This window comes from Roseibium marinum, assembly GCF_002906165.1.
In the GTDB taxonomy this organism is placed as follows: domain Bacteria; phylum Pseudomonadota; class Alphaproteobacteria; order Rhizobiales; family Stappiaceae; genus Roseibium; species Roseibium marinum.
In genome coordinates, this window is sequence record NZ_PPCN01000012.1 from 66,776 (window position 1) to 91,337 (window position 24,562).

At 60.7% G+C, this 24,562-nt stretch carries 28 protein-coding genes; 16 read left to right on the plus strand and 12 right to left on the minus strand.

Annotated features, from left to right (window positions below; genetic code table 11):
* Positions 1–114: 114 nt before the first annotated feature.
* The gene (locus CLV41_RS22355) at positions 115–729 is read right to left on the minus strand and encodes a TetR/AcrR family transcriptional regulator (protein ID WP_103224701.1); all 615 of its coding nucleotides are present in this window, start codon (positions 727–729) and stop codon (positions 115–117) included.
* Between the two features lie 165 nt (positions 730–894).
* On the opposite strand from CLV41_RS22355, the gene gatC reads away from it, so the two are divergent.
* The 5 genes from gatC (at position 895) to CLV41_RS22380 (ending at position 6,205) form a co-directional block, all read left to right on the plus strand.
* Entirely contained in the window at positions 895–1,182 is a 288-nt protein-coding gene (gene gatC / locus CLV41_RS22360; RefSeq protein WP_103224787.1) for an Asp-tRNA(Asn)/Glu-tRNA(Gln) amidotransferase subunit GatC, read from the plus strand.
* A gap of 16 nt (positions 1,183–1,198) precedes the next feature.
* Entirely contained in the window at positions 1,199–1,675 is a 477-nt protein-coding gene (locus tag CLV41_RS22365) for a GNAT family N-acetyltransferase (RefSeq protein ID WP_103224702.1), read from the plus strand.
* A 12-nt stretch (positions 1,676–1,687) separates the two neighbouring features.
* Positions 1,688–3,172, plus strand: coding sequence for an Asp-tRNA(Asn)/Glu-tRNA(Gln) amidotransferase subunit GatA (gatA, locus tag CLV41_RS22370; protein WP_103224703.1), 1,485 nt, complete (start codon positions 1,688–1,690; stop codon positions 3,170–3,172).
* A gap of 130 nt (positions 3,173–3,302) precedes the next feature.
* Positions 3,303–4,397: an NAD(P)/FAD-dependent oxidoreductase gene (locus CLV41_RS22375; RefSeq protein WP_103224704.1), complete on the plus strand. Its 1,095-nt coding sequence runs from the start codon at positions 3,303–3,305 to the stop codon at positions 4,395–4,397.
* Between the two features lie 236 nt (positions 4,398–4,633).
* Positions 4,634–6,205 (plus strand): glucan biosynthesis protein, encoded by a 1,572-nt coding sequence (locus CLV41_RS22380; protein WP_235867223.1) that lies wholly within the window; start codon positions 4,634–4,636, stop codon positions 6,203–6,205.
* On the opposite strand, the gene CLV41_RS28020 is transcribed toward CLV41_RS22380, so the two are convergent.
* The gene (locus CLV41_RS28020) at positions 6,184–6,471 is read right to left on the minus strand and encodes a hypothetical protein (protein ID WP_208987675.1); all 288 of its coding nucleotides are present in this window, start codon (positions 6,469–6,471) and stop codon (positions 6,184–6,186) included. The two genes, CLV41_RS22380 and CLV41_RS28020, sit on opposite strands and share 22 nt — an antisense overlap.
* Before the next feature lie 118 nt (positions 6,472–6,589).
* Here CLV41_RS28020 and mdoH point away from each other — a divergent pair, with 118 nt between their 5' ends.
* Entirely contained in the window at positions 6,590–8,389 is a 1,800-nt protein-coding gene (gene mdoH / locus CLV41_RS22390; protein WP_103224706.1) for a glucans biosynthesis glucosyltransferase MdoH, read from the plus strand.
* A gap of 13 nt (positions 8,390–8,402) precedes the next feature.
* Here mdoH and CLV41_RS22395 read toward each other — a convergent pair whose 3' ends face one another.
* The 5 genes from CLV41_RS22395 to CLV41_RS27630 all read right to left on the minus strand — a co-directional run bounded on the left by CLV41_RS22395 (position 8,403) and on the right by CLV41_RS27630 (position 12,574).
* Complete coding sequence (locus CLV41_RS22395) at positions 8,403–8,753, minus strand: ribbon-helix-helix domain-containing protein (RefSeq protein WP_103224707.1); 351 nt, start codon at positions 8,751–8,753, stop codon at positions 8,403–8,405.
* A 151-nt stretch (positions 8,754–8,904) separates the two neighbouring features.
* Positions 8,905–9,495 carry a DJ-1/PfpI family protein gene (locus CLV41_RS22400; protein WP_170107289.1) on the minus strand — a complete coding sequence of 197 codons (591 nt, stop codon included), beginning with the start codon at positions 9,493–9,495 and terminating at the stop codon, positions 8,905–8,907.
* 118 nt (positions 9,496–9,613) lie between these two features.
* Positions 9,614–10,054: a L,D-transpeptidase gene (locus tag CLV41_RS22405; protein ID WP_103224708.1), complete on the minus strand. Its 441-nt coding sequence runs from the start codon at positions 10,052–10,054 to the stop codon at positions 9,614–9,616.
* Between the two features lie 200 nt (positions 10,055–10,254).
* Positions 10,255–12,210 (minus strand): putative bifunctional diguanylate cyclase/phosphodiesterase, encoded by a 1,956-nt coding sequence (locus CLV41_RS22410; protein ID WP_170107290.1) that lies wholly within the window; start codon positions 12,208–12,210, stop codon positions 10,255–10,257.
* Between the two features lie 178 nt (positions 12,211–12,388).
* Positions 12,389–12,574: a hypothetical protein gene (locus tag CLV41_RS27630; RefSeq protein WP_146048626.1), complete on the minus strand. Its 186-nt coding sequence runs from the start codon at positions 12,572–12,574 to the stop codon at positions 12,389–12,391.
* Between the two features lie 79 nt (positions 12,575–12,653).
* Between CLV41_RS27630 and CLV41_RS22415 the strand changes: the two genes are divergently transcribed.
* Entirely contained in the window at positions 12,654–13,304 is a 651-nt protein-coding gene (locus CLV41_RS22415) for a TetR/AcrR family transcriptional regulator (RefSeq protein ID WP_103224710.1), read from the plus strand.
* A gap of 85 nt (positions 13,305–13,389) precedes the next feature.
* Positions 13,390–14,409 carry a ketol-acid reductoisomerase gene (ilvC, locus tag CLV41_RS22420; RefSeq protein WP_103224711.1) on the plus strand — a complete coding sequence of 340 codons (1,020 nt, stop codon included), beginning with the start codon at positions 13,390–13,392 and terminating at the stop codon, positions 14,407–14,409.
* 56 nt (positions 14,410–14,465) lie between these two features.
* Here the strand turns inward: ilvC and CLV41_RS22425 are convergent, their stop codons facing one another.
* The 4 genes from CLV41_RS22425 to CLV41_RS22440 are packed head-to-tail and all read right to left on the minus strand — an operon-like array spanning position 14,466 to position 17,577.
* Entirely contained in the window at positions 14,466–15,353 is an 888-nt protein-coding gene (locus tag CLV41_RS22425; protein WP_103224790.1) for a D-alanyl-D-alanine carboxypeptidase family protein, read from the minus strand.
* A 31-nt stretch (positions 15,354–15,384) separates the two neighbouring features.
* Positions 15,385–16,146 (minus strand): ABC transporter permease, encoded by a 762-nt coding sequence (locus CLV41_RS22430; RefSeq protein ID WP_103224712.1) that lies wholly within the window; start codon positions 16,144–16,146, stop codon positions 15,385–15,387.
* A 13-nt stretch (positions 16,147–16,159) separates the two neighbouring features.
* Positions 16,160–16,645, minus strand: a complete 486-nt coding sequence (locus CLV41_RS22435) for a GNAT family N-acetyltransferase (RefSeq protein WP_170107291.1) — start codon at positions 16,643–16,645, stop codon at positions 16,160–16,162.
* Positions 16,646–16,653: 8 nt separating this feature from the next.
* Positions 16,654–17,577 (minus strand): ABC transporter ATP-binding protein, encoded by a 924-nt coding sequence (locus tag CLV41_RS22440; RefSeq protein WP_103224714.1) that lies wholly within the window; start codon positions 17,575–17,577, stop codon positions 16,654–16,656.
* Positions 17,578–17,825: 248 nt separating this feature from the next.
* On the opposite strand from CLV41_RS22440, the gene CLV41_RS22445 reads away from it, so the two are divergent.
* The 5 genes from CLV41_RS22445 to CLV41_RS22460 all read left to right on the plus strand — a co-directional run bounded on the left by CLV41_RS22445 (position 17,826) and on the right by CLV41_RS22460 (position 21,745).
* Positions 17,826–18,728: a pirin family protein gene (locus tag CLV41_RS22445; RefSeq protein ID WP_103224791.1), complete on the plus strand. Its 903-nt coding sequence runs from the start codon at positions 17,826–17,828 to the stop codon at positions 18,726–18,728.
* A 30-nt stretch (positions 18,729–18,758) separates the two neighbouring features.
* Complete coding sequence (locus CLV41_RS28350; RefSeq protein WP_328590053.1) at positions 18,759–19,217, plus strand: GIY-YIG nuclease family protein; 459 nt, start codon at positions 18,759–18,761, stop codon at positions 19,215–19,217.
* Positions 19,218–19,516: 299 nt separating this feature from the next.
* Positions 19,517–19,957, plus strand: a complete 441-nt coding sequence (locus CLV41_RS28025; protein WP_208987676.1) for a GNAT family N-acetyltransferase — start codon at positions 19,517–19,519, stop codon at positions 19,955–19,957.
* Complete coding sequence (locus tag CLV41_RS28030; protein ID WP_208987677.1) at positions 19,957–20,679, plus strand: NUDIX hydrolase; 723 nt, start codon at positions 19,957–19,959, stop codon at positions 20,677–20,679. Before CLV41_RS28025 ends, CLV41_RS28030 begins: the two co-directional genes overlap by 1 nt.
* A gap of 154 nt (positions 20,680–20,833) precedes the next feature.
* Positions 20,834–21,745: a PhzF family phenazine biosynthesis protein gene (locus tag CLV41_RS22460; RefSeq protein ID WP_103224715.1), complete on the plus strand. Its 912-nt coding sequence runs from the start codon at positions 20,834–20,836 to the stop codon at positions 21,743–21,745.
* Between the two features lie 82 nt (positions 21,746–21,827).
* Here CLV41_RS22460 and CLV41_RS22465 read toward each other — a convergent pair whose 3' ends face one another.
* A complete protein-coding gene (locus CLV41_RS22465; RefSeq protein WP_103224716.1) occupies positions 21,828–22,478 on the minus strand; it encodes a glutathione S-transferase family protein in 651 nt (216 codons plus the stop codon).
* A 161-nt stretch (positions 22,479–22,639) separates the two neighbouring features.
* On the opposite strand from CLV41_RS22465, the gene CLV41_RS22470 reads away from it, so the two are divergent.
* Genes CLV41_RS22470 through CLV41_RS22480 form a run of 3 tightly spaced genes read left to right on the plus strand, consistent with a single transcriptional unit; the run spans position 22,640 to position 24,183 of the window.
* Positions 22,640–22,963: an ArsR/SmtB family transcription factor gene (locus CLV41_RS22470; RefSeq protein ID WP_103224793.1), complete on the plus strand. Its 324-nt coding sequence runs from the start codon at positions 22,640–22,642 to the stop codon at positions 22,961–22,963.
* Entirely contained in the window at positions 22,960–23,457 is a 498-nt protein-coding gene (locus CLV41_RS22475; protein WP_103224717.1) for an SRPBCC family protein, read from the plus strand. The genes CLV41_RS22470 and CLV41_RS22475 overlap by 4 nt, the downstream gene beginning before the upstream one ends.
* Positions 23,458–23,481: 24 nt before the next feature.
* The gene (locus tag CLV41_RS22480; RefSeq protein WP_103224718.1) at positions 23,482–24,183 is read left to right on the plus strand and encodes a DUF899 domain-containing protein; all 702 of its coding nucleotides are present in this window, start codon (positions 23,482–23,484) and stop codon (positions 24,181–24,183) included.
* The last annotated feature ends 379 nt before the right edge of the window (positions 24,184–24,562 follow it).

Here is a 24,562-nt window from a genome sequence, read left to right on the forward strand (position 1 = left end):
GCAACGAATGGAAGATGTGCCCCCCGGCAAAGGAACGCCAATCACCCTTGATCACAGGGCCGCCAACCGGTCGGGAGAAACCGTGATCGCCAGAGCCCCCAGCTCCCAGGGCGTTCAGATCCCGGGGAGCCCGTCCCGGGGTACCGGGTCGCGCGGCGCGACGAGGCCGAGCACCAGATAAATCGCCGTATCGATATCGTTTTGCGTGATTTTCGCGGTCCCGAACAGCAGGCGGAAATGGACTAGGCCCAGGAGGAGATCGATCCGCGTTTCCATGTCCGCCTCGAAAGGTGTTGCGATGAAGATCTGCCGCAGCACGAGCCGCCGGGCCGTCTCCGCCTCCTCAAGCACCGGCGCGAATTCCGGAACATGGCGATAAGGGACAAGGGCCCTGACGGCTCCGCCGAGAGGTGTCTCCTGCAAGGCGGCCACCATATCCGAAAGGCATTGCCGCAAATCCCCGGCAACGCTGCCGCGCAGGGGAGCCGCGGGACCGGCGACTTGCAGGCCTTGCCCAACGGCGGCCGCTATGAGGCCCGCCTTGCCCTCATAGCGCCGATAGACCGCCTGCTTGCTGGTCCCGGCCCTGGCGGCGATCGCCGCCAGGGTGGTCTGTTCATAGCCGTTTTGCGCAAGTTCGCGGAGGGCTGCGTCCAGAAGCGCCGAGGTGACCCGCAATTCCTGCGGACGTCCTGCCGCGATAGCGTGTGTTTCCAGTGAAGGGCTCATGCAATCAATATTCCGGTTCCAGCCAGTACCGGAATAGGCATATTGGCATTCCAGTGCAAGCAGGAAGGCTTGAATAGAAGGACGCTGGCCCGCTAACACAGGGACAACCGCAATGTCGCCGGTATCTTGCCGGGTCCGGCGCGGATCGAACCCAACGAGGAAAACATGTCAGTAGATACCGACACGGTAAAACGCGTTGCCCATCTCGCCCGGATCAAGGTGAGTGAAGAGGACGCCACCCGCATGACCGGCGAACTGAACGCCATCCTGGGCTTTGTCGAGCAACTGGACGAAGTGAACATCGACGGTGTCGAACCACTCAACTCCGTGGTCGAGCAGACCATGAAGAAACGTCCGGACGGTGTCACCGACGGCAACAAGGCCAGGGACATCATCGCGAACGCCCCGGCCAGTGAAGACAATTTCTTCATCGTGCCGAAAGTCGTCGAATAATCGGGCACAGGCCGGGATGAGCACCTCCTGCCACGCTACCATTGCTGTCGAGAGCCCCTTGAGCGAGGACATGCGCGCCATGATCGGCGAACTGAACGCCATTCTCCGCTCTCTGACGCCGGAAGAGGCCAACTACGCCATGAATGCTGAAGACATGGCCGGACCGGAAACGTCGGTTTTCGTCGCCCGTATCGAGGGACAGGCGGCGGCCTGCGGTGCGCTGCACCGGCACGAGGATGGTATCGGCGAACTCAAGCGCTTCTATGCCCGCCCGCAGTTCCGGGGTCTTGGGCTGGCGCACCGGATCCTCGATCATGTGACAGAGCTCGCGGCCAGGGAGGGCCTCACGGACCTCGTGCTGGAAACCGGACACAACTATGAGGCCGCGCGGCGGCTCTATGAGCAGGCCGGTTTCACCGAGTGCGGCCCGGTGCTCGATTATCCCGAAAATCCCTATTCCGTTTTTTACACACGGCCGCTCAGGGCCGCCTGAAAGATCAAAGTCATGACCGATCTCACCAAACTCACCATTGCCGAGGCCCGCGACGGCCTGAAGAACAAGGACTACACGTCCCTGGAGCTCACCGAGGCATTCATCGGCAACATTGAAGCCGCCAACGCCTCCCTCAACGCCTATGTGACGGTCACCGCCGACAAGGCCCGCGACATGGCAAAAGCCTCCGACGCGAAACTTGCCAAGGGCGACGGCGGGGCGCTGGAAGGTATTCCGCTCGGCATCAAGGACCTGTTCGCCACCAAGGGCGTCCACACCCAGGCCTGCAGCCATATTCTCGACGGCTTCAAACCGCCTTACGACTCCACCGTGACGTCCAACCTGTGGGCGGACGGCGCCGTCATGCTCGGCAAGCTGAACATGGACGAGTTCGCCATGGGTTCCTCCAACGAGACTTCCTATTATGGCCCGGTGGTCAATCCTTGGCGCAAGCAGGGCTCCAACCAGGATCTGGTTCCGGGCGGTTCCTCGGGCGGGTCCGCCACCGCCGTTGCCGCGCGCATGTGCATGGGGGCGACGGCGACCGACACCGGCGGTTCCATCCGCCAGCCGGCCGCATTTACCGGCACCGTCGGCATCAAGCCGACCTATGGCCGCTGCTCGCGCTGGGGCGTCGTCGCCTTCGCCTCCTCTCTCGATCAGGCCGGCCCGATCGCCCACACGGTGCGCGACAGCGCCATCCTTTTGAAGTCCATGGCCTCCGTCGATCCGAAGGACACGACTTCAGTCGATATCGAGGTGCCGGACTATGAGGCCGCCATCGGCAAATCCGTGAAGGGCCTCAAGATTGGCATTCCGGCGGAATACCGCATGGACGGCATGCCCGGCGAAATCGAGGAGCTTTGGCAAAAGGGCATTCAGTGGCTGAAGGATGCGGGGGCCGAAATCGTCGACATCTCCATGCCGCACACCAAATACGCCCTGCCGGCGTATTACATCGTCGCGCCCGCGGAAGCCTCCTCGAATCTTGCCCGCTATGACGGCGTCCGCTACGGTCTGCGCGTGCCGGGCAAGGACATCCTCGAAATGTACGAAAACACCCGCGCCGAGGGTTTCGGCGAGGAAGTCAAGCGCCGCATCCTGATCGGCACATACGTGCTGTCGGCCGGTTACTACGACGCCTATTACCTGAAGGCCCAGAAGGTTCGCACGCTGATCAAGCGCGATTTCGACCTTGCCTGGCAGAACGGTGTCGACGCGATCCTGACCCCGGCAACCCCTTCCGCGGCCTTCGGCGTCGCCGACCAGGAGCTGCATTCCGATCCGGTCAGGATGTACCTGAACGACATCTTCACCGTTACCGTGAACATGGCCGGCCTGCCGGGCATTTCCGTACCCGCCGGCCTCGACAAGGACGGCCTGCCCCTCGGCCTTCAGCTGATCGGCAAGCCCTTCGACGAAAGCACCCTGTTTCAGGTTGGACAGGTCCTTGAGGACGCCGCCGGATCGTTCGAGCCGGAAAAGTGGTGGGGTTGAGCCGCAATCGCCCTGCCGTCCCGGCCTTGAGCCGGGACCTTTACGCAGAGTCTGTCCGCAGGCCCCGGCGCAAGGCCGGGGCGGCGCTCGAAAAGGAATAGCCGGTTCATGACATCTGGAAACCCCGCCCATGCATGACATCGAAACCATCGTGATCGGCGCGGGAGCCGTCGGGCTGGCCTGTGCGCGGGCGCTGGCGCTGTCCGGACGTGAGGTCATAGTGCTGGAGCGGCACGGCCTGATCGGGTCGGAAACCAGTGCCCGGAATTCCGAAGTCATCCATGCCGGCATCTATTACCCCCCCGGCAGCCTGAAGGCGAAACTGTGCCTTCCCGGCAAACAACAGCTCTACCGGTTCTGCGCCGAAAACGGCATCGCACATGAGCGGATCGGCAAGCTGATCGTGGCCGCGGACGAAGCGCAGCTGCCTGAACTGCAGCGCCTGCACAGGCAGGCTATCGACACCGCTCTGGACGATCTGGTCTTCTACGACCGCGACAAGCTTCAGGAGATCGAACCCGAGCTCGATTGCTGCGGCGCGCTCTGGTCCCCCTCGACCGGCATCATCGACAGTCATGGCTTCATGCTCGCCCTTCAGGGCGCTCTGGAGGACCGTGGCGGCCAGGTTGTTCTCAACAGCAATGTCATGCGGATCGAGCCGTATGAGGACGGCTACAGGCTCATGGTCGACACCGGCGACACCGGATCCTATTCCCTGAGCTGCCGGGAACTCATCGTTTCCGCGGGACATGGCGCGCCGGGCCTGATGGAGGACGTCGCTGGCGCCAATGCTCCGAAGGCCTATCTGGCCAAGGGTAACTATTTCAAGCTTCAGGGCAAGGCACCGTTTTCCAGGCTGGTGTATCCGGTGCCGGAACCCGGCGGCTCCGGCGTTCACATCACCCTGGATCTGCAGCATCAGGCCCGCTTCGGCCCCGATGTGGAGTGGGTGGAGGACATCGACTATGAGGTCGACCCCGCGCGCGGCGACAAATTCTACGCGGCCATCCGCAGCTACTGGCCCGGTCTGCCGGACAATTCGCTAATCCCGGATTATTGCGGCTTCCGTCCCAAGATTTCCGGACCCGGCGAACCCGCCGAGGATTTCCGCATCGACGGGCAGCGCGCCCACGGCCGCAATGGTCTCGTTGCCCTCTACGGCATCGAATCTCCGGGCCTGACGTCGGCTCTCGCGATCGGCGATTTTGTGGTCACTCTCTTGTAGCTGCAGACACCACCCAGCTGATTTTTCTGGCCGAACGATGAAACCAATTGACGACTTGAGCGTTTGCGATCAGAAGAGATCGGCACGCGATGCTGCAGCGCACAGAAAGACCATTTTTTGGTCCGTTTTTGTCCATAAAATCGCTCCAGTGCGTGTGCTCATTGAAATCGTGTCCATAAAAGAACGCTTTAGTTTCAAAGAGGTGATCGGTCATTGTGATCAATCGGCGCAAGTTTTTGTCAGCAACGGCCCTGATGGCCGGCTCGCTCGCGGGCGGAGCCATATCCAATATTGCCCGGGCTGAAAATGCCGCACCTGCACAAGGAGGCGCCGGGACTGCTCCCGGAATACCCTTCAGCTTCGAGGCGCTGGTCCGGCGCATGAAGGAGAAAGCCGCCAAAGCCTTCGATGCCGAAACGCCGGAACTGCCTGAAATCCTGAGCGAACTCGACTATGACCGACACAGGGCCATCCGGTTTTCGCCGGACCGTGCGGTCTGGAAAGACACGGCGGGAAACTATCGGCTTCAGGCGTTTCATCCCGGCTGGCTTTACAAGGAGCCGGTGGAACTTTTCGAAATCGCCGGAGACGAAACGCGCCCGATCCGCTTCACCGGCGCCGATTTCGAATACCGCGAGCCGCTCGATCCGGAACAATTCAAGGAGCTGGAACTTCCCGGCATCGCCGGTTTCAGGCTGCATCATCCGCTCAACACCCCGGACGTCTTCGACGAGCTCATCGTGTTTCTCGGAGCGAGCTACTTCCGGGCGCTGGGAAAAGGCAATGTGTACGGGCTGTCCGCACGCGGGCTGGCCATCGATACAGCCATTTCCGGGCCAGAAGAGTTTCCAAGGTTCACAAGGTTCTATCTGGAGCGCCCCACGGAGGGCGCCGCGGAGATGCGGCTTTACGCGGAGCTGGAAAGCAAGAGCGTCGCCGGCGCCTATCAGTTCACCATCAAGCCCGGCGTTAACACCGTGGTTGAGGTCGATGCGCGGATCTTCCTGCGCGAAGATGTCGAACGGCTGGGCATCGCGCCTTTGACCTCCATGTTCCTGTTCGGCGAAAACGACCGCACCGGCTTTGACGACTACCGCCCGGAGGTTCACGACAATGACGGGCTGCTGATCCTGCGGCGCAACGGCCAGCGGCTGTGGCGGCCGATCCGCAACCCGGAAGCGCTGGCGCTCTCCTTCTTCCAGGAGGAAAGTCCGGCAGGCTTCGGCCTGTTGCAGCGCGACCGCGACTTCGACAACTACCAGGACACGGAAGCGAAATACCAGCGCCGGCCTTCCTTGTGGATCGAACCAGTCAACGGCTGGGGCCGCGGGCATGTGATGCTGGCGGAGATTCCGGCGGACAAGGAGATCTACGACAATATCGTCGCCCTCTGGGTGCCGGAAGCCGGCGGTAAAGCGGGCTCGGAACACCGGTTCGCATACCGGATGATCTGGGGCGCCAATCCGGAACCGGGAACCGAACTGGCGCGGATCGTGCGCACCAGCACGGGCCATGGCGGCGCGGCCGCCTCGGACCCCGATTCCAAATTCCGCAAATTCGTGGTGGAGTTCGCGGGCGAGGCGATTTCCGGCCTCGGTGCCGACGCACCTCTGCAACCGCGCCTCACGGTTCAAAACGCCACGGTCAAACACCATTTTGTTCAGCGCCTGGAAGGCGGTTCCTGGCGGGCTGTCGTGGATGTCGAACGCAAGACCGCCGAAACTCCGGTCGAGTTCGCCCTGGCGCTGCAGCTCAACGGAACCGACCAGACGGAAACCTGGATGTATCAGTGGAGTGGGAACTCATGATTTCGCACGATAAAACCGGCATCGAGCCGCTTTTGGATCCGTGCGACAACGGATCCCTTTTCGAGGAAATCCGGCACGTACTCCGGCGTGCGGACCTGTCCGACGACGTTCTGCGGCAAATCCTCGCCGAGCACCGCTTCGGTGCCGAAACCGAGCTGGAGGCCGATGCGTTCCTTGCCGGAAAAGGCCTGGCGGAAGAGCGTGCGGGCGTGATCCGCACCATGATCGTGCCGCCGCCCCTGCACCGCCTCGATATGCCGGCTCATGAGCTTGAGCCGCCTCTTTCCCGGCGGTTCGCGCCCCTCGCCGCCCGCTGGCAGCGGGCGCTGCACATGGTTCGGCCACAGATGAAACGGACGCCGGCGCGCGTAAGGAACCGCTGACATGCAGCCGGACGGGTCAAAGGTCCGCTCTGCCGGCCGCCGCCGGGTTGCCATGGTCCTGGCCGCGGTCTGCCTGACGACCGCGGCGTCCTTCATGTTCGCCACGGTTGTTCAGTCGGACGGCTTCGACCGGCTTGACGTGGTGCGGATCGCCCTGATGGCCGTTGCCGCCTTCTGGCTGGCCTGGGGCGGCTGTATCGCGCTTTTCGGCATTCTCTTTCCTCCGGACGCGGCAACGGCGGCGGACGGGCGTCCCCAGGGCCGCACCGCCATCCTGATGCCGATCTACAATGAAGCCACCGGCCCGGTCTTCGCGCGTCTCGCAGCCATAATGAAATCCGTCGGCACTCTGCCGGAAGCGGACTGTTTCGACTTTTACATCCTGTCCGATACGACGAAATCCGACGTCGCCCTGAAGGAACAGTGCGCCTATCGGCAACTGCTGATCCGGCACCGGGCAGGCGGGCGGCTGTTCTACCGGCGCCGGGAGCAGAACATCGGCCGCAAGGCTGGCAATATTGCCGATTTTCTTGAGACGTCCGGCGGCGCCTATGAATATATGCTGGTGCTGGACGCCGACAGTCTGATGGATGGAGAGACCATCCTGGAGATGGTCCGGCGCATGGAAGCCGACCCGCGCCTCGGGCTGCTGCAATCGCTGCCGCAAATCATCGGCCTGAAAACCCTTTACGGCCGCCTGCTGCAGTTCGCCACGTCCCTTTACGGCCCCTATTTCGCCCGTGGCCTCGCCGCCGTGCAGGGCGAGGAAGGCACATTCTGGGGACACAATGCCCTGATCCGCACCAGGGCCTTCGCGGCGGCCTGCGGCATGGCACCTCTGCAGGGCAAACCGCCCTTCGGCGGACATATCCTCAGCCACGACACGGTGGAAGCCGCGCTATTGGCGCGCGACGGCTGGAAGGTGCGTCTCGACCCGGACCTGACGGGCTCTTATGAAGAAGCTCCGGCCAACATGGTGGATTACGCCAAACGCGACCGGCGCTGGTGCCAGGGCAACCTGCAGCACAGCCGCATTCTGGCCGCCCCGCGTCTGAAGTTCTGGAGCCGGATCTCCATCCTGCAGGGGATCTTCGCCTATCTGGCCTCGCCGATCTGGTTCCTGTTTTTGCTGACCAGCCTGACCGCACCGCTGGTGGCGCCGCCGCCGGTCTATTTCGATGGCTATTCGCCGTTTCCCGTGTTTCCCCATCCGGAAACGGCAACGGCGCTCGCCCTGCTCTTCGGTCTTGTCGCTCTGCTGATCCTGCCGAAACTTCTGCTGGTGATCCGCACCCTTGCGGGCGGCAACGCCAAGGCCTTCGGCGGCCCCGCACGGCTCGTGTTCAGCTTCCTGATCGAGATCCTCCTGACCTCGATCCTCGCGCCCATCCTGATGATGTTTCATTGCCGCTCGGTGATGCAGGTGTTTATCGGGGCCGATTCCGGCTGGCCCACGGCCGACCGCGACGACGGGTCCCTTCCCCTTGGCGCCGCAATCAGCGCCACATGGTGGATGGCCCTCACGGGCGCCGCCGGCGTCACCTTTTCGCACTATTACGTGCCGGAACTGTTCTACTGGCTGCTGCCCGTCGCGCTGCCGCTGGTCTTCGCACCGCTGCTCGTCTGGATGACGTCCTCGGTCATGCTGGGGGAAGTGAGCCGGCGGCTCGGCCTTCTCGCCGTTCCGTTCGATGCGCGGCCGGTCGCGATTGCCGCCGAGATGCACAGCGCCTTGATGGAAAGCGAAACGCAACAGAAGCCATTGGATATGCCCGGCCCGATCGCCGGCGCGGCAGCTTGAACGGCCGGCAAGTTCAGTGCATGCGGCCGGTTTCTGCTTCCAGAATGTCGTCCGCGTCGAGGCCGGAAATCGGCAGACGGGTGTCGGCCGGTACGTCGCCGGAGAGCTGCAGGGCGAGATAGCGGCCGCAGCAGACCCTCAGAAAGCTCGTGAAATTGCCGAGATCATGCCCCGCATCGATGCTCTCGTGATGCAGCCGGGTGATGAGCTGCACGACGTTCATGCCGTCACGCCCGGCGATTTCCTCCAGCACCTTCCAGAAAAAGGATTCGAGGCGCACGGAGGTGACCATTCCGTCGATCCGCAGGGATCTCGTTGTGCTTTCCCAAAGGTTCGGGTCGGCGTCGATGAAGAGTTTGCACATGGCTGTATCCGGTCTGTGGCCAGTAAACCTATTGCTTTTCCCGGCCACTGAAAAGCCCGCCCAAGGACTGCAGGCAGCCTCGGGCAGGAACCGTAGCCTTCCGGCGCCTATTTGTGGGTAGACGGTCGGAAGGTGCGGAAGGTGGTTCTGGTCAGGCCGCGGCCCTGGACGCATCTGCGGACAACACCGCGTTGAACTGCGACAGCCATGCCGGATGGGCGGGCCAGGCCGGGGCGGTGACGAGGTTGCCGTCGGTCACGGCGCCGTCGATGGCGATGTCGGCGTAGGTCGCCCCCGCCTGTTCCACTTCCGGGCGGCAGGCCGGATAAGCGGAGACGGTGCGTCCCTCGATGACTTTCGCGGCGCTCAGGATCTGCGCGCCATGGCAGATCGCGGCGACCGGCTTGCCTTCCTCCATGAAATGCCGGACGGCGGCGATGACATCGGCGTCGAGACGCAGATATTCCGGCGCCCGGCCGCCCGGGATCACCAGCGCATCATACTGCGCGACATCCACGTCGGCGAAGGTGGCGTTCAGCGTGAAATTGTGGCCGCGTTTTTCCGAATAGGTCTGGTCGCCCTCGAAATCGTGGATACAGGTCGCGACTGTCTCTCCGGCCTTCTTGCCGGGGCAGACCGCATCGACTTCGTAACCCATGGCCAGAAGCGTCTGGAACGGCACCATGGTCTCGTAGTCCTCGGTGAAATCACCGGTGATCATCAGAAGTTTCTTCGCACTCATGCTTTTTCCTCCCATAACAGAAAAGCGATGGGAAAAGACTAGCAAGCAACCGGATCGAACGGGTATTAGGCGATTACTACAGGGGAAAATGTTAGATCGGCACGACCTCGGCCGCGTCTCACCGCCTGACGACAATCCGCGTACTGGCCTTCCCCACCTGCTGGACCAGATTGAACAGACGCGCGGCGTGATCGGGGTGAAGCCGGATGCAGCCGTGTGACGCGGGTTGTCCCAGGTGCTTCAGATCGGTGGTGCCGTGGATGGCGTAGCCGCCGAGAAAGAAGATCGAATAGGGCATCGGCGCCCAGTCGTATTTGCGTGAATGCCAGTCGCGTTCCAGCCGGGTCGGCCGGTAGCTGCCCACCGGCGTGCGGTAGCCTTTTCTGGCGGTCGACACGGCCCATTTGTCGCGCAGCCGCCCATCGACATAAAGATAGAGCCTCTGCTCGGAAAGGTCGATCGTGGCGGTTACCTTCTGGGCCGCGTTTGCGCCGGTGATCGTCAGAACAAGGAAGGCCAGCAGCAAGGGTGCAACAACAAATTTCTGAAACTTTAACATTTAAAAGCCACCCGATAATAATCGTCACGTTAATTCTTAAGATAAACCTATATAATCATTATACTTTTTAAACTCAACCTCCTTCGAAAGCAAAGCCCTGTCTCAATTCACCCCAGCCCCGCGAAACCAAAGTTCCGGCGCCATTTTCGCCAGGGAGTCTCCATTGGAGTGCTTGCCTGCCTGAGAGTACCGCCACGGGGCTAGCGGGAAACCCTCTTTTCCGCGCCAGTGACCGGCCGGTCCCCGCGGACTTTTACCTGAGCGAGATTTTCAGCCACGAAGGGCGCCAGGTCGTGAGCCGGCATGGGCACCCCGTAGTAGAAGCCCTGAAAATGATCGCAGGACAGGTGGTCAAGCGCATGAACCTGGTCAGCTGTCTCGATCCCCTCGACCGTCACGGTCATGTCAAGCCGGTGTCCCAGTTCGATGATCGTGTCCAGAACATGGAGCGATTTCCCGTCGATGTCGGTCAGGGATGTAATGAAGGACCTGTCGACCTTGATCTTGTCGAAGGCGTATTTCCACAAATAGCCGAGGCTCGAATAACCCGTACCGAAGTCGTCCATGGCAAGGGAAACGCCCATCTTGCTGAAGGCGCGCAGCTGACCGGTCACCTGTTCCTCCTGCTCGATGAGCGTGTTCTCGGTCACTTCAAGCTCCAGTCGGTTCGCGGGCAGCCCTGCACTTTCCAGAAGCGTTCTCACGTCCTCGACCAGCTTGCCGTCGTCAAACTGTTTTGCCGAGAGGTTCACGGAGACGAAAAGCGGCTCCGGCCAGGTTGCTGCGGTTCTTATGGCTTCCTTGAGAACCCACTTGCCGATCTTGTTGATTTCGCCGGCGTCTTCCGCAACGGGTATGAATTCCGTGGGCGCAATGAAGTCTCCCTTGGCATCCCTGAGCCGCAACAACGCCTCGAAGCCCACGACCTCGGATGAGGAATGTTTGATCAACGGCTGATAATGCACCTCGAACCGCTCCTGCGGGAAACCGGCAATGATGCATTCCTCGACATAGCGCCGCCGGGCGATTTTCTCTTCCAGGTCCGGCGTGAACAGCACCCATGTGTTCCGGCCCGTAAGCTTCGCCTGATAAAGGGCGATATCGGCCTTGTGCATCCGGTCTTTCAGGCTCAGATCATCCAGGGTGTCAAAATGAACCCCCAGACTCAGATGGCCGGTCAGCGCGATACCGTCTGCCCGAACAGGCATGTTGACAGCCTTCCGGAGGCTTTCGATAAGCCTCTTGAGGTCTGCCATGGTGCGGTTTGCGGAAATCAGGATGAATTCGTCTCCACCGAAACGGGCGGCCAGATCGCCGTTCGCCAGGTGGGAGGAGATTGCGTTGCCGACATGGCGCAGGAACGCGTCACCCGCCTTGTGGCCGAAGGTGTCGTTAATGGCTTTGAAATTGTCCAGATCGATGAAGATGATCGCCGCCTTGCGCAGATCAAGCCTGCCGGCCCGGCGGGCATCCTCGACATTCTGAAAAAATGTCGAGCGATTGGGCAATCCGGTGAGCTGGTCGCGCGAGGAGAGCAGCCGGACCTTTGCGTCGGTCCTGACCTGTTGTCGCATCTTGAAGAAATAGGCGAGGAACGGCACACCGAAACTGAAAAGAACGACGAAGCCCAACGCTGTCACGAGAGAGACGAACTTGCTCCGGAACAGGTTGGCGACAGGCGTCTGATCGAGGTAGACTTCGACAACGCCAAGCCGGTCCCCGCTTTCGGAAGTCACCGGAACATAGGCTTCAACATAAAGGTCGGGACGGTTCTCCTTCTGACTGCCATCCTGAACATCGATCTTCGCATGGCCGGTATCCAGAACCATGCGCGCATGGCCGTTGTGATCGGTTTGCGCCCCCGCCTCCAGCGGTTTGCCGAGTTCGTCGGAAATCAAAACCATTTGCGCGGATGCATCGAAAAGCTTGAAACGGAAGACATCCGCAACCTGGACCGCCTTTTCAATGACCGCCTGTTGCTCCGCCGTCGCCTCACCCGTTTTTATCAACACCGGAAGATCCGGCATGGCGGTGGAGAGATAGTGGCTCCAGTTTGTCGCCTTGCGTTCGGCACTGGCTACGATCACGGCATCCACGGACTGCTTGATTGCCAGATTTCCCACACCAAGCATGACTGCAATAAATGCGATCAACATCGCAAAATTCAACCAGCCGCGCATACCATTTGACTTGTTAAACATTTACAATTCCCGAGGCACCAAGAATTAATTACATAACTACAAACAAACTAACATTTTTATAATTTCAAAGAATCCTGACTGCCAAAAAATACCTGAAAGTTCAGATTTATAGCAATAACATCACTGTTATTTATTACGATATTTCCGTATTTAAACTTGAAAAACGGTTGGATGTATTTCTCGATATTTCTGTCCGGTGCGCTTCATCCACGTCATTCGCTCCGGTTTGAGAGCCGATGCGCCAGCGCTCTCGCGCAGGCAACGCGCCAAATTCAAAATTACCTGAAAAGCTCTTGACCTCTTTTTCCGCCGATGCCATAACCTCGACAGAACCGTACGGTACGGTTCACCGTATCAACTATCCTCATGTGTACCCAGTCCTGATCAAGCCCTGAAAAATGTCAGCAGCCGCCTTTGATATCGCCACCTCCCGTCCCGATGCAGCGCCGGAGTTCTCGCCGCGCCAGCAGGTGGTCCTCCAGCACGCGCTGACATTGCTGGTCGAAGGCGGGGAAAAGGCCCTGACGACGGCAGGTCTCGCCCGCACTGCCAGCTGTTCCAAGGAAAGCCTCTACAAATGGTTCGGGGACCGGGACGGTCTGCTGGCGGCGGTCGTCGCCTTTCAGGCCAGCCAGGTGCAGTTTCCCTCCGAAGCAGGGGCGACCGCCGACGCTGAAACCTTTCGCGCCCATGTGGCCGCCTTCGTGGAAGCCCTGCTGGGCGTGCTGTTTTCCGAAACATCGCTGGCGCTCAACCGCCTGTCCATCGGCCAGTCCAACACCAATTCCAACCGTCTCGGACAGCTGCTGCTGGTGCGTGGCAAGCACATGATCTCCGCCCGCGCGCGCGCCATGTTGGAAAGCGGCCGCCGCCACGGGCTGTTGAAATTCGATAAGGCCGAGGACGCCTATCAGGTGCTCTACGGCCTTGCGATCCGGGACGTTCATATCCGCCTGCTTCTCGGTGAGGCCGCAGGTCCCGCCGAAAAGGATCTGAAAGCCCAGGCCCAAACGGCCGTTGACCGCTTTTACCGGCTGTTCGGGGCGTAAGCCCCGCCGGCCAGACGACAACAAAGACCGGCCTGAAATCCGGCTTTTCAAAAAGACAGAATGCAAACGGGAGAAAGGACACCCCATGCGCGTTTACTACGATCGTGACGCCGATCTGAACCTGATCAAATCCAAAAAAGTCGCCATTATCGGCTACGGCTCGCAGGGCCGCGCCCATGCGATGAACCTCAAGGACAGCGGCTGTTCCAATGTTGCCGTTGCCCTGCGCGATGGCTCCACCACCGCGCTCAAGGCCGAAGCCGACGGCTTCAAGGTCATGAATGTTGCCGAGGCTGCCGCCTGGGCCGACCTGATGATGATGGCCGCGCCGGACGAACTGCAGGCCGACATCTACCGCGATCATATCGCCGACAACATCCGTGACGGCGCAGCAATCGCCTTCGCCCACGGCCTGAACGTGCATTTCGGCCTGATCGAGGCAAAATCCACCGTCGACGTTCTGATGGTCGCGCCGAAGGGCCCGGGCCACACCGTGCGTGGCGAATACGAAAAAGGCGGCGGTGTGCCGTGCCTGATCGCCGTCGATCAGGACGCATCGGGCAACGCGCATGACCTTGGCCTCTCCTACGCCTGTGGCGTCGGCGGCGGTCGGTCCGGCATCATCGAGACCACCTTCAAGGAAGAGTGCGAAACCGATCTCTTCGGCGAACAGGCTGTTCTTTGCGGCGGTCTGGTCGAGCTGATCCGCGCCGGTTTCGAAACACTGGTGGAAGCCGGTTACGCACCGGAAATGGCCTATTTCGAGTGCCTGCACGAAGTGAAGCTGATCGTGGACCTGATCTACGAAGGCGGCATCGCCAACATGAACTACTCCATCTCCAACACGGCGGAATGGGGTGAGTATGTCACCGGCCCGCGCATCGTGACCGACGAAACCAAGGCGGAAATGAAGCGCGTCCTGACCGACATCCAGACCGGCAAGTTCACCTCCGACTGGATGCAGGAGTACCGTGCAGGTGCTGCCAAGTTCAAGGCGACCCGCCGTTTGAACGACGCTCACCAGATCGAGGAAGTTGGCGAAAAGCTGCGCGGCATGATGCCGTGGATCAAGTCCAACGCACTGGTCGACAAGTCAAAGAACTGATCTTTCGGGATCGTCAGCAGACATGGGGCTCCGCCGGTTTCGGCGGGGCCTTTTTTCTAGAAATGCGCCTCGATCAGCCGGGTGACTTCCTTGTCCCGCGCGGCCTCGCTCTTGCCGCCGATCACGACGACGATCAACCCTTTGCCGCCGCGGTCCGCGGTGGCGACCAGATTGTAGCCGGACATGCGGATATAGCCGGTCTTCAGGCCGTCGACGCCGGGAACCTTGCCGAGAAGGTTGTTGGTCGCGCGGAACGTTCGGCCCCCGTATGAAAACGATTTGGCGCGGTAGTAGCTTGCATATTGCGGAAAGCGGCGCTTCAGGGCCAGGCCAAGGGTGGCCATGTCGCGCGCCGTTGTCACCTGGGCCGGATCGGGAAGACCGGTCGCATTGACGAAGCGGGTTCTGGAAAGGCCCAGCGCCCTCGCCTGCTGCGTCATCTGCCGGGCGAAAGCAGCTTCGCTTCCGGCAAGATTTTCGGCAATCGTGACGGCAACGTCGTTGGCGGACTTCACCGCCAGCGCCCGCGCAGCCTGTTCCACGGTGATTGTGGAACCGGCCTTCAGCCCGAGCTTCGCCGGAGGCTGCGAGGCGGCAGTTGCCGAGACCGTCAGCGGCGACGACAGCGAATAGCGCCCCTCGGAGACCGCCTCGAACAACAGGTAGAGCGTCATCATCTTGGTGAGGGAAGCCGGATAGCGCGCAGCGTCCGCATCGACCGCATAGAGTTCTTCCCCTGTCGCAGCGTTCACGACCAGGGCCGAATAGCCGCGCTCGACGGCGGCGGCCGGTGCATAGCTGACAACCGGGAGGGAAGCGGTCTGCACCGCAGCGCTCGATGGCGCCTGCGCGGACCCGGAAGGCGGCTGCGCCGTCTGACATGCCGCCAGCAATACGGCCAGCCCGATGGCAGCCGTCATTTTCAGATGTGCGGTCCAGCGCATTCCCGGCCCCATTCCTATCCGGTCTTCCGCATTACGGTTTCAGGCGGTAACCGGTCTTGAAGATACGATGTATGATGGCAAGCGATCCACCGAGGAAGATCATCGTTGCAAGCAGTGAAAGCCATAAGCTCACGTCCGCCTGACCGTAGAAGCTCCAACGGAACCCGGAAATCAGATAGACGACCGGATTGATCAAGGTCACCTTCTGCCAGAATTCCGGCAGCATGTTGATGGAATAAAAGCTCCCGCCCAGAAACGCCAGCGGCGTGACGATCAGAAGCGGAACGAACTGAAGCTTCTCGAAGTTGTCCGCCCAGATGCCGATGATGAAGCCCAGCAGAGCAAAGGTCACCGCAGTCAGCACGAAAAACGCCACCATCCAGACAGGATGCTGGATTTCCAGCGGCACGAAGAAATTCGCCGTGATCAGGATGATCAAGCCGACCAGAACGGATTTGGTCGCCGCCGCGCCCACATAGGCGATGGTGATTTCCAGAAAAGAGACGGGCGCTGAAAGGACTTCGAAAATGGTCCCGGTGAACTTGGGAAAATAGATGCCGAAAGAGGCGTTGGACAGGCTCTGGGTCATGAGCGACAGCATGATCAGGCCCGGCACAATGAAGGCACCGTAGCTCACGCCGTCCACTTCTGTGATGCGCGAGCCTATCGCGGCGCCGAAAACCACGAAATAGAGCACGGTCGAGATCACCGGCGAGATGATACTCTGCATGATCGTGCGCCGGGTGCGGGCCATTTCGGCAAGATAGATGGATTTGATCGCTTCGAAATTCATGAAATGTCCGTCTCTAAACCTGTTCGCTGTCCAGCAGCAGTTCCATCCGCGGCAGCGTGCGGCCGGCAATGGAGCCGGAGGGTGAGCGGCCGATTGTGGTGAAGCCCATGCGGGCGTAAAACGCTTCGGCGAACGGATCGGAGTCCAGCCCGATCCGGGTCACTCCCCGGTTCCTGGCTTCTTCCAGCAGCGGACCGAACAGCCGGCGGCCGACCTGTTTACCCTTCCAGTCCGGATCGACGAAGCAGGTCCCGACCTCCCCCGTTTCGCCGTCGGCCGCAATGCTGAGACGGATACAGCCGACAGGATTGCCGGTTGCCGTCTCGGCCAGCCAGAAGTGATCGTCCGAAATCCAGCTGTCGCGAACCCTCAGTTCTTCCGCGCATTGCGCCATGAACGCCTCGTCGTAGCCGTTCGATCTCTTCGAGCGCATGCACAGGTCTGTCAGAGCGTCCCTGTCGCCTGGTTCCGCCCTGCGAATGGCGAAGTCATTGCCCATGACGGTCATTACCCGCTTTTCACCAGATCGACAAAAATGTCCTCAAGCGAAGACTGGTCGGTCTGCAGATCCTGGAACCGGACACCGGCCGACGACAGATCCGTCAGAAGCGACGTGATGCCCGTCCGCTCCGCGTGCGTATCGTAGGTGTAGACAAGGCTGGTTCCGTCGCTCGCCAGGGTCAGGTCATATTGAGCCAGGCTTGCCGGCAAGGCGCTGAGAGGTTCGCTCAGGTTGAGCGTCAGCAGCTTGCGGCCAAGCTTGCGCATCAGCTCCGCCTTGTCTTCCACGAGGATGATTTCGCCGCCGTTGATCACCCCCACCCTGTCGGCCATTTCCTCGGCTTCTTCGATGTAATGCGTCGTCAGGATGATGGTGACGCCGCGCTCCTTCAGATTGCCGACGATGCGCCACATGTCGTGCCTGAGTTCAACGTCGACACCCGCCGTCGGTTCATCCAGAAAAAGGAGCCGCGGCTCATGGGCAAGGGCCTTGGCAACCAGCAGGCGGCGCTTCATGCCGCCCGACAGCGACATGATCGCATTGTCCCGCTTGTCCCAAAGGGACAGGTCCTTCAGGATACTTTCAACCAGCGCCGGGTCTGGTTTCAGACCGAACAGTCCGCGGCTGAAGGCAACGGTATCGGCAACCATTTCAAACGGTGCAGTCGGCATTTCCTGCGGCACGAGGCCTATGAGCTGACGGGCGGCGCGAAAATCCTTCAGCGCATCAAAACCACCCACATCAATGCTTCCGGATGTCGGCCGCACGAGACCGCAGATCGTGCTGATCAGCGTGGTCTTGCCCGCGCCGTTCGGTCCCAGAAGCGCAAAGACTTCTCCCTCGCTGATATCCAGCGAAACGGACTTGAGAGCCTGGAAACCGCCATCATAGGTCTTTTCCAGGTCGCGAACGGACAATATGGGAGCCATGAAGTTCCAACCGGTTGAGAAAGTCGAATTTGACCGGGCGGCCAAATCGGCGCGCCACACTGGCATGTGGGCCGGAATGCCGCAAGATGCAAGACGTGCGGCCTACCCGGATCTTCCGGCCGGAGACCACCCCGGGCAACCGGGATTGTCCACACCGCGCAAACACTGCGTTTGGTGTGACCCGGCTGGGATTTCGGAAAATTGACGCTATCTTGGGTGATACAATTTTCGATGAAAGCGAGACGCCCATGTCCATCCGCCCGGTGAAACATATCGGAAGCACGCAAACGACCATGGAAGGTGCGGGGGTCAAGCTCGAGCGCGTCTTCGGCTTCCAGGATCCGGAGATGCTCGACCCGTTCCTGCTTCTCGACGATTTCCGCAACGAAAGGCCCCAGGACTTTCTGAAAGGCTTTCCCTGGCATCCCCACCGCGGCATCGAGACCATTACTTATGTGCTCGCCGGAACCGTCGAGCACGGCGACAGCCTGGGCAATACCGGCAATCTGGGTGCGGGTGACGTACAATGGATGACCGCCGGGCGCGGCATCATGCACCAGGAAATGCCCAAGGGTGACGCGAACGGCCGCATGCACGGCTTCCAGCTCTGGGCCAACCTGCCGTCCTCGCTGAAGATGACACAGCCGCGCTACCAGGACGTCACGGGACAGGAGATCCCCGTAGAGGTGGATGACGACGGCACGTCGGCGCGCATCATCTGCGGCGAGTTCTGGGGCAAACGCGGACCGGTCGACGGCATCGCCGCCGAACCGCAATATCTCGACATCCATGTACCTGCGGGAAAGAAGAAACGCTTCAAGGTGGACACCTACAAGCAGACCTTCGCCTATGTCTTTGAAGGCTCTGGCAACTTCGAAGGCGCATCCGACCCCTTCGGTGTGCTGACGGAAAAGGAATTCGGCGGCGAGGAACTCAAGATCCGCGACGAAACCGGCAACCGCTCGCTGGTGATCTTCGGTTCGGGCGACGAGATCGTCGTTCAGGCGGGCGACGAGGGCATTCGCTTCCTGCTTGTCTCCGGCGCCCCGATCCGCGAGCCCGTCGCGTGGCACGGCCCGATCGTCATGAACACCCATGAGGAGCTGAATCAGGCGGTCAAGGAACTGCGCAGCGGCACGTTTATCCGGTAGCGAAGCCCTGAGCCGCCGAAAGGTCACGGCATGGATCGCAGGGTCAAGCCCTGCGATGACCGGGTGATTGGGGGGGCTGAGAACTGGAAACCGGCGTTTTCTGCGTCATCCTTCGCCTCATCCAAATCTGCGGCCACAAACCTATCCTCCGTCATCACAGGGCTTGACCCTGTGATCCATGCCGATTTCTATCGGGTCATGAAACGGTATTGGGTCTACATGCTTGCAAGCCGCAAGAACGGAACGCTTTACACCGGTGTAACCAACGACCTCATGCGCAGGATTCATGAACATCAGACAGGCAGAGGGTCAAAGTTCGCCACCAGATACGGAGCATTGCGACTGGTTTGGTATGACGAACATCCCTCTGCAGGTCTGGCAATTGCCCGTGAAAAAGCGATCAAATCCTGGCCGAGGAAATGGAAGATCGATCTGATCGAAATGTTGAATCCAGACTGGTATGATCTGAAGAGATTTCTGAATTCCTGAAATTATCCGATTACCAGCAATTCGGAAAGGTCACGGCATGGATCGCAGGGTCAAGCCCTGCGATGACGGAGTGAAGGGTTAGGTCGGAGCAAAATCGCTTTTGTTTTGGCCATTCTCTCCCACCTCAACCGCTATCTCCTTGCCAATTCTCTTTCGGTCATCACAGGGCTTGTCCCTGCGATCCATGCCGTTGCCTCGCGATATCCGAGGGAGACTGCTTGCGCGTGGGCAAAGCCGTGCCTTGTCACGTTCACAATCTCTGGCTAGGGATGAGCGGTGTTTGAAATTCCGGATCGTTCATGCCTTTGAAACTTCGCCCAGCCACCCTCGCCGATGCGCCCGCGCTGACGGATATTCTGCATCGGGCGAAGGCCTCCTGGGGATATCCGGAGGACAGGATGGAGGAATTCCGGGCGCAATGGCGGATTTCAGAAGCTACCATCACCTCCCTTGCCGTGACCGTCGCGGAACGCGGTGGACACCCGGTGGCCTTTTCAGGGCTGACCCCGCAGGACGATGAGACGCTCCTCATCGATTTCCTCTTCGTCGCCCCGGAGGCTCAAAGCCAGGGGATCGGCGACCTGCTGCTGACCCGCGCCGAGGATGAGGCCCGTTCGCGGAACCTCACGCGGCTTTTCCTTGAATCGGACACCAATGCAGCGCCTTTTTACGAAAAACGCGGCTTCCGGACGATGGCGACCCGGCCGAGCGAGATGCAGCCGGTGGCGAAATCCCTTTGATGGAAAAGCTGCTGCCGCCCGCTGTCCACAAGGTCTTGTCGATCGATGTTGACCTGTCGCCGGACCCCTGGCCGTTCGAAACGGCGAACGAAGCGGCCATTGCCGCCCATTTCAGCGAAGCTCAAAAACGCATCGCCCTCCTGTGGAACGGGCGCACGCTCAAATTGACCCAATTCCGGTTCGAGGCCGGCGCGTTCAAGGGGACCTGCCTCGAATGTTCCTACGCCGCTTTCCTGGCGTGGCGGGAATGGGGCGCACCCGATGCCTCGGCATACAATCTCTTCGGCTCCGCGGTGCTGAGATCCGCCGAGGGAGCACTTCTTTACGGCGTCATGTCGGAGCGCACGGCAACAGCCGGCCAGATCTATCCGCCCGGAGGCAACCTGGATCCGACCGACCTGACACCGGACGGCAAGGTCGATGTCATTGGCGCGATCTATCGGGAGCTGGCGGAAGAAACCGGGCTTGCCGCCAGGGATGTGCGCCCGGCCGATCTTCTGGTCGCCTTCGACGGCCCGCGCATTTCCATCGCGCAGGTTTTTGATATCGACAGGAAAGCCGAAGACCTGCGCAACAGCATCCTGCGTTTTTCAGAAGCTTCCGAAGACCAGGAACTGGCTGATATCCGCATTGTCCGCAGCCGGGAGGATCTGACAGATCCTGCGATCGTGTCTTATGCCTGCGCCATCGGCGCGTATCTGCTACCTCCGGGTCGACTTTAAAAACAGGAGAATTCGGCTAAGGCGTGGTGTTTCGGATGGCAACAATTTGTTCACCAAGAAAGACTGATAGGCACTGGCGGGACTTGCCTAGAAATGCAAAAGTCCGCTCACCTTACGAGCCGCTGCGGCATCAATCGCCAGGGAGAATGAATAAATGGGCCGTCGCTACGCCATCTTGGATGTCTTCACCAACACCAGCCTTGCCGGCAACCCACTGGCGGTGGTTCTGGACTCCGACGGCTTGAGCGACGAGCAGATGCAGAAGATCGCCGGTGAGTTCAACCTGTCGGAGACGGTGTTCGTGTTCCCCCCCGAACACCCGGGCCAATCCGCCAGCATTCGGATTTTCACACCGAGACTGGAACTGCCCTTCGCAGGCCATCCCACCGTCGGCACCGCCATCCTGATGGCGACGGAACGCTTTGGCGACATCACCGGCGAACAGGATTCCGTGGTGGTGCTGAAACAGAAGATCGGCCCCGTACGCTGCGCCGTCATCCTGCGCGAAAACGCAGCTGCCTTTGCCGAGTTCGATGTGCCGATCCTGCCCGAACCGGCCGGTCCCACCCATAGTGTCGATGTGATTGCCGCCGCGCTCAATCTGGAGCCCTCCGACATCGGCTTCGAAAACCACTCGCCTTCAAGGTTTCGTGTCGGTCCGCCCTTCACGTTCGTTCCGGTCCGCGACCTCGACGCCCTCGCCCGTGCCAAGCCCGTGGCCTCCATGTGGAAGGGTGGGTTCGGCAAGGACGAGCATAACGACGCATATATCTACTGCCGCGAAACCCGGTCTCACGACAGCGCCTTCCACGCCCGCCTGTTCGCGCCCGACATGGGCATTCCGGAAGATCCCGCCACGGGGTCTGCCGCCGCAGCCTTTGCCGGTGTCGTCGACTATTACGACGACCTGCCGAACGGAACCCATCATATCCGCATCGAACAGGGTTTCGAAATGGGCCGTCCCTCGCTGATCGATCTGGAAATCGACATCGAGGCCGGAAAAATGCATGCGGTGCGTATAGGTGGCCAGGCCACTGTTGTCGCGCGCGGCGAACTGTATTTGTAGAAACGCCTTTCGCCGATCCTGATTTTTCGGAGAAAACCCGCGGCGGCAAGGCTATGCGTGCCGCCGAGGCCGTCAATCTTGTTTACTCGGCAGCTTCAGCCATGCTGTCGGGCGCTGTTTTCGCCCAGGACGGCAAGCTTTCCAGCCGCAGATACCAGGCCTTTATATTCGGATAATCCTCAAGCGGGATCCGGGACTGCGGCAGCAGCGCGAGCGCGGAATACGCTCCGACCGCAAAATCGGCAACAGTGACCCTGTCTCCCAGAACAAAGTCGTGTTCCGCCAGCCGGTCGTTCAGCACGGCGGCGAAACGGCGATAATTTTCCATCTCCGTATCGATCTTGTCCTGATCCGGCTCCCCTCCGCCGAACAGCCCTTTGGCGACCGTTTCCCAGAGGATCCCGGCCAGCGCCCGGTTATAGTGCTGAACCTCCCAGGACATCCAGCGCAGGATCTCGAACCGGGTTTTCAGATCCGAGGGACAGAAATCTTCCGCACCGGCCCGGTCGCACAGATAGATCATGGTCGGGTTGGCTTCCCAAAGATTCATGTCCCCCGCGACAAGCGTCGGAACTTTCATGTTGGGATTGGCGGCGCGCACCTCGTCGCTCCTGTGTTCCCCCTCCATCATGTTCGGGCGGCGGATATCGACTTCTTCATAAAGGCCGAGGTGATGCAGGACCGCTTCGACGCGGCGGCAATTCGGCGAAAACTTGCTCGTATAGAGTTTCATGTCGGTCTCTCCAGTCTGAATGGTGTGTGCGGCCGGGGTACTCCCGTTCCGCCTGACGGCTTGAGCCGGTGAGCGCGCTTCACTTTACTCAACCAATTAGTTGACTATAATGGAATTCAATGTTAGTCAACCAAAAGGTTCACTTTATGAATGCAACGGACATGCCCCAACTCGACTCGACCTTCTCTGCCCTCAGCGACAGCACGCGGCGCGCCATCGTCGCGCGTCTCGCCGATGGCGAAACCTCCCTCTCGGATCTTGCCGAACCCTTCGACATGTCGCTCACGGCCGTGTCGAAACATCTGAAGGTTCTGTCCGACGCGGGGCTGGTCGATATCGAAAAGCGCGGCCGCACGCGCCATTGCCGTCTCCAGGGTGCGCCGATCAAGGAAGCCATCGACTGGCTCAGCAAATACGAGGCCTTCTGGATCGACCGGTTCGATGCCCTCGCCCGACATCTTGCCAAAGAGGAAATTGACAAATGACTGTTCAGCAGCAGCAGCAGCACAGGGAATTTCTGAAATCCGAACCCGGAGTCGAGCCGATCCTGGTCGAGGGCCTGTTCCGCGCCTCTCCGGAGCGGATTTTCAGAGCCTTTACCGAACCCGAGGACGTGCATGCCTGGTTCGTGCCGAACTCCGGCAATCTTGTTTCGGCCGAGATCGATCTGAAGGTCGGTGGCAGGTGGCGCTTTGTCATCGAAAAAACCGCGGAAAAGCAGATCCAGTTCGAGGGCGAATATCTGGCGATCGACCCGCCGAACCGGCTCGAATTCAGCTGGCGGCACGTCCAGGAATTCGCCGACGGCCGGCGCGAGGCGACCGACGCGTCCCATGTCACCATTACCTTTACCGAAACCGGCAAGGCGACCGAAGTCCGCCTGCGCCACGCCGCCATCAAATCCGAGGACGCACGCCGGGGCGTCGGTGGCGGCTGGGATGGCTGCTTCGGCCGTCTGGCGGATCTTGTCGCTGCTTGACACGGCAATCGCAGGAGGAAAATCATGACGACACCGCACATCGTGAGCCGGGAAGCTTGGCTCGAGGCTAGAAAGGCATTTCTTGAAAGGGAAAAGGCTTTCACCCGCGAACGCGATGCCCTCGCCGCCGCGCGCCGGGAGCTGCCCGTGGTGATTGTCGAGAGGGACTATCAGTTCGACACCCCTTCGGGCAGAAGATCTCTCGGCGATCTGTTCGGCTCTCACCCGCAGCTCGTGGTCTATCATTTCATGTTAGGCGAAACCTGGGAGGAAGGCTGTCCGAGCTGCTCCTTCTGGGCGGACAGTTTCGAGCGCACCGGCGTTCATCTTGCCGCCCGCGACACGGCCCTGATGTGCATTTCCAACGCGCCGCTTGAAAAGCTGTCGGCCTACAAGAAACGCATGGGCTGGAGCTTCGACTGGGTCTCCACCGCCGGTAACGGCTTCGGCGTCGATTTCGGCGTGACCTTCCCGGACAAGCAGCAGACCGCGGCCGGTGGTTATAACTATTCGCAGAAGATCTTCGGCGAGGAAATGCCCGGTGTCAGCACCTTCCTCAAACTGGCGGACGGGCGCATCGCGCACAGCTACTCCACCTACGGCCGCGGCATCGACATCCTCAACACGGCCTACAACATCCTCGACCTCACCCCCATGGGGCGGCATGAGGAGAACCTCAGCTACCCGATGGCCTGGGTGAGGCGGCGGGACCGGTATGGGGCCTAAGGCAGAGGTCCCGCAGCCTGCTTTTACAGATCCCGACACGCTCCTCAACGCTCCGCCGCCCCGGCCTCCGAGCCGGGGCCACCTCGCAACCTCGCGGGAGGTCCCGGCTCAAGGCCGGGACAGCGAAGGTCTAGAGGCCCCCCATGTTTCAGCAATCAGCATGCCGTCTCCGGCAAAAGCCGGTTGCATCGAAGCCAAACCTGCCTTAAGAACATTTCCCGTTAACAAAGACGTCACGCTTTTGCGCCACGCTTGGCGGACGACCTTTTGAAAAACAACCAAAGGCCAAAGACAGACCCATGATCGCGGCACGCGACATTTCCGGTTCTTCTTGCGACGCGCAGGCCCTGCGCGGCGGCCTCCTCCTACTTGGCGATCT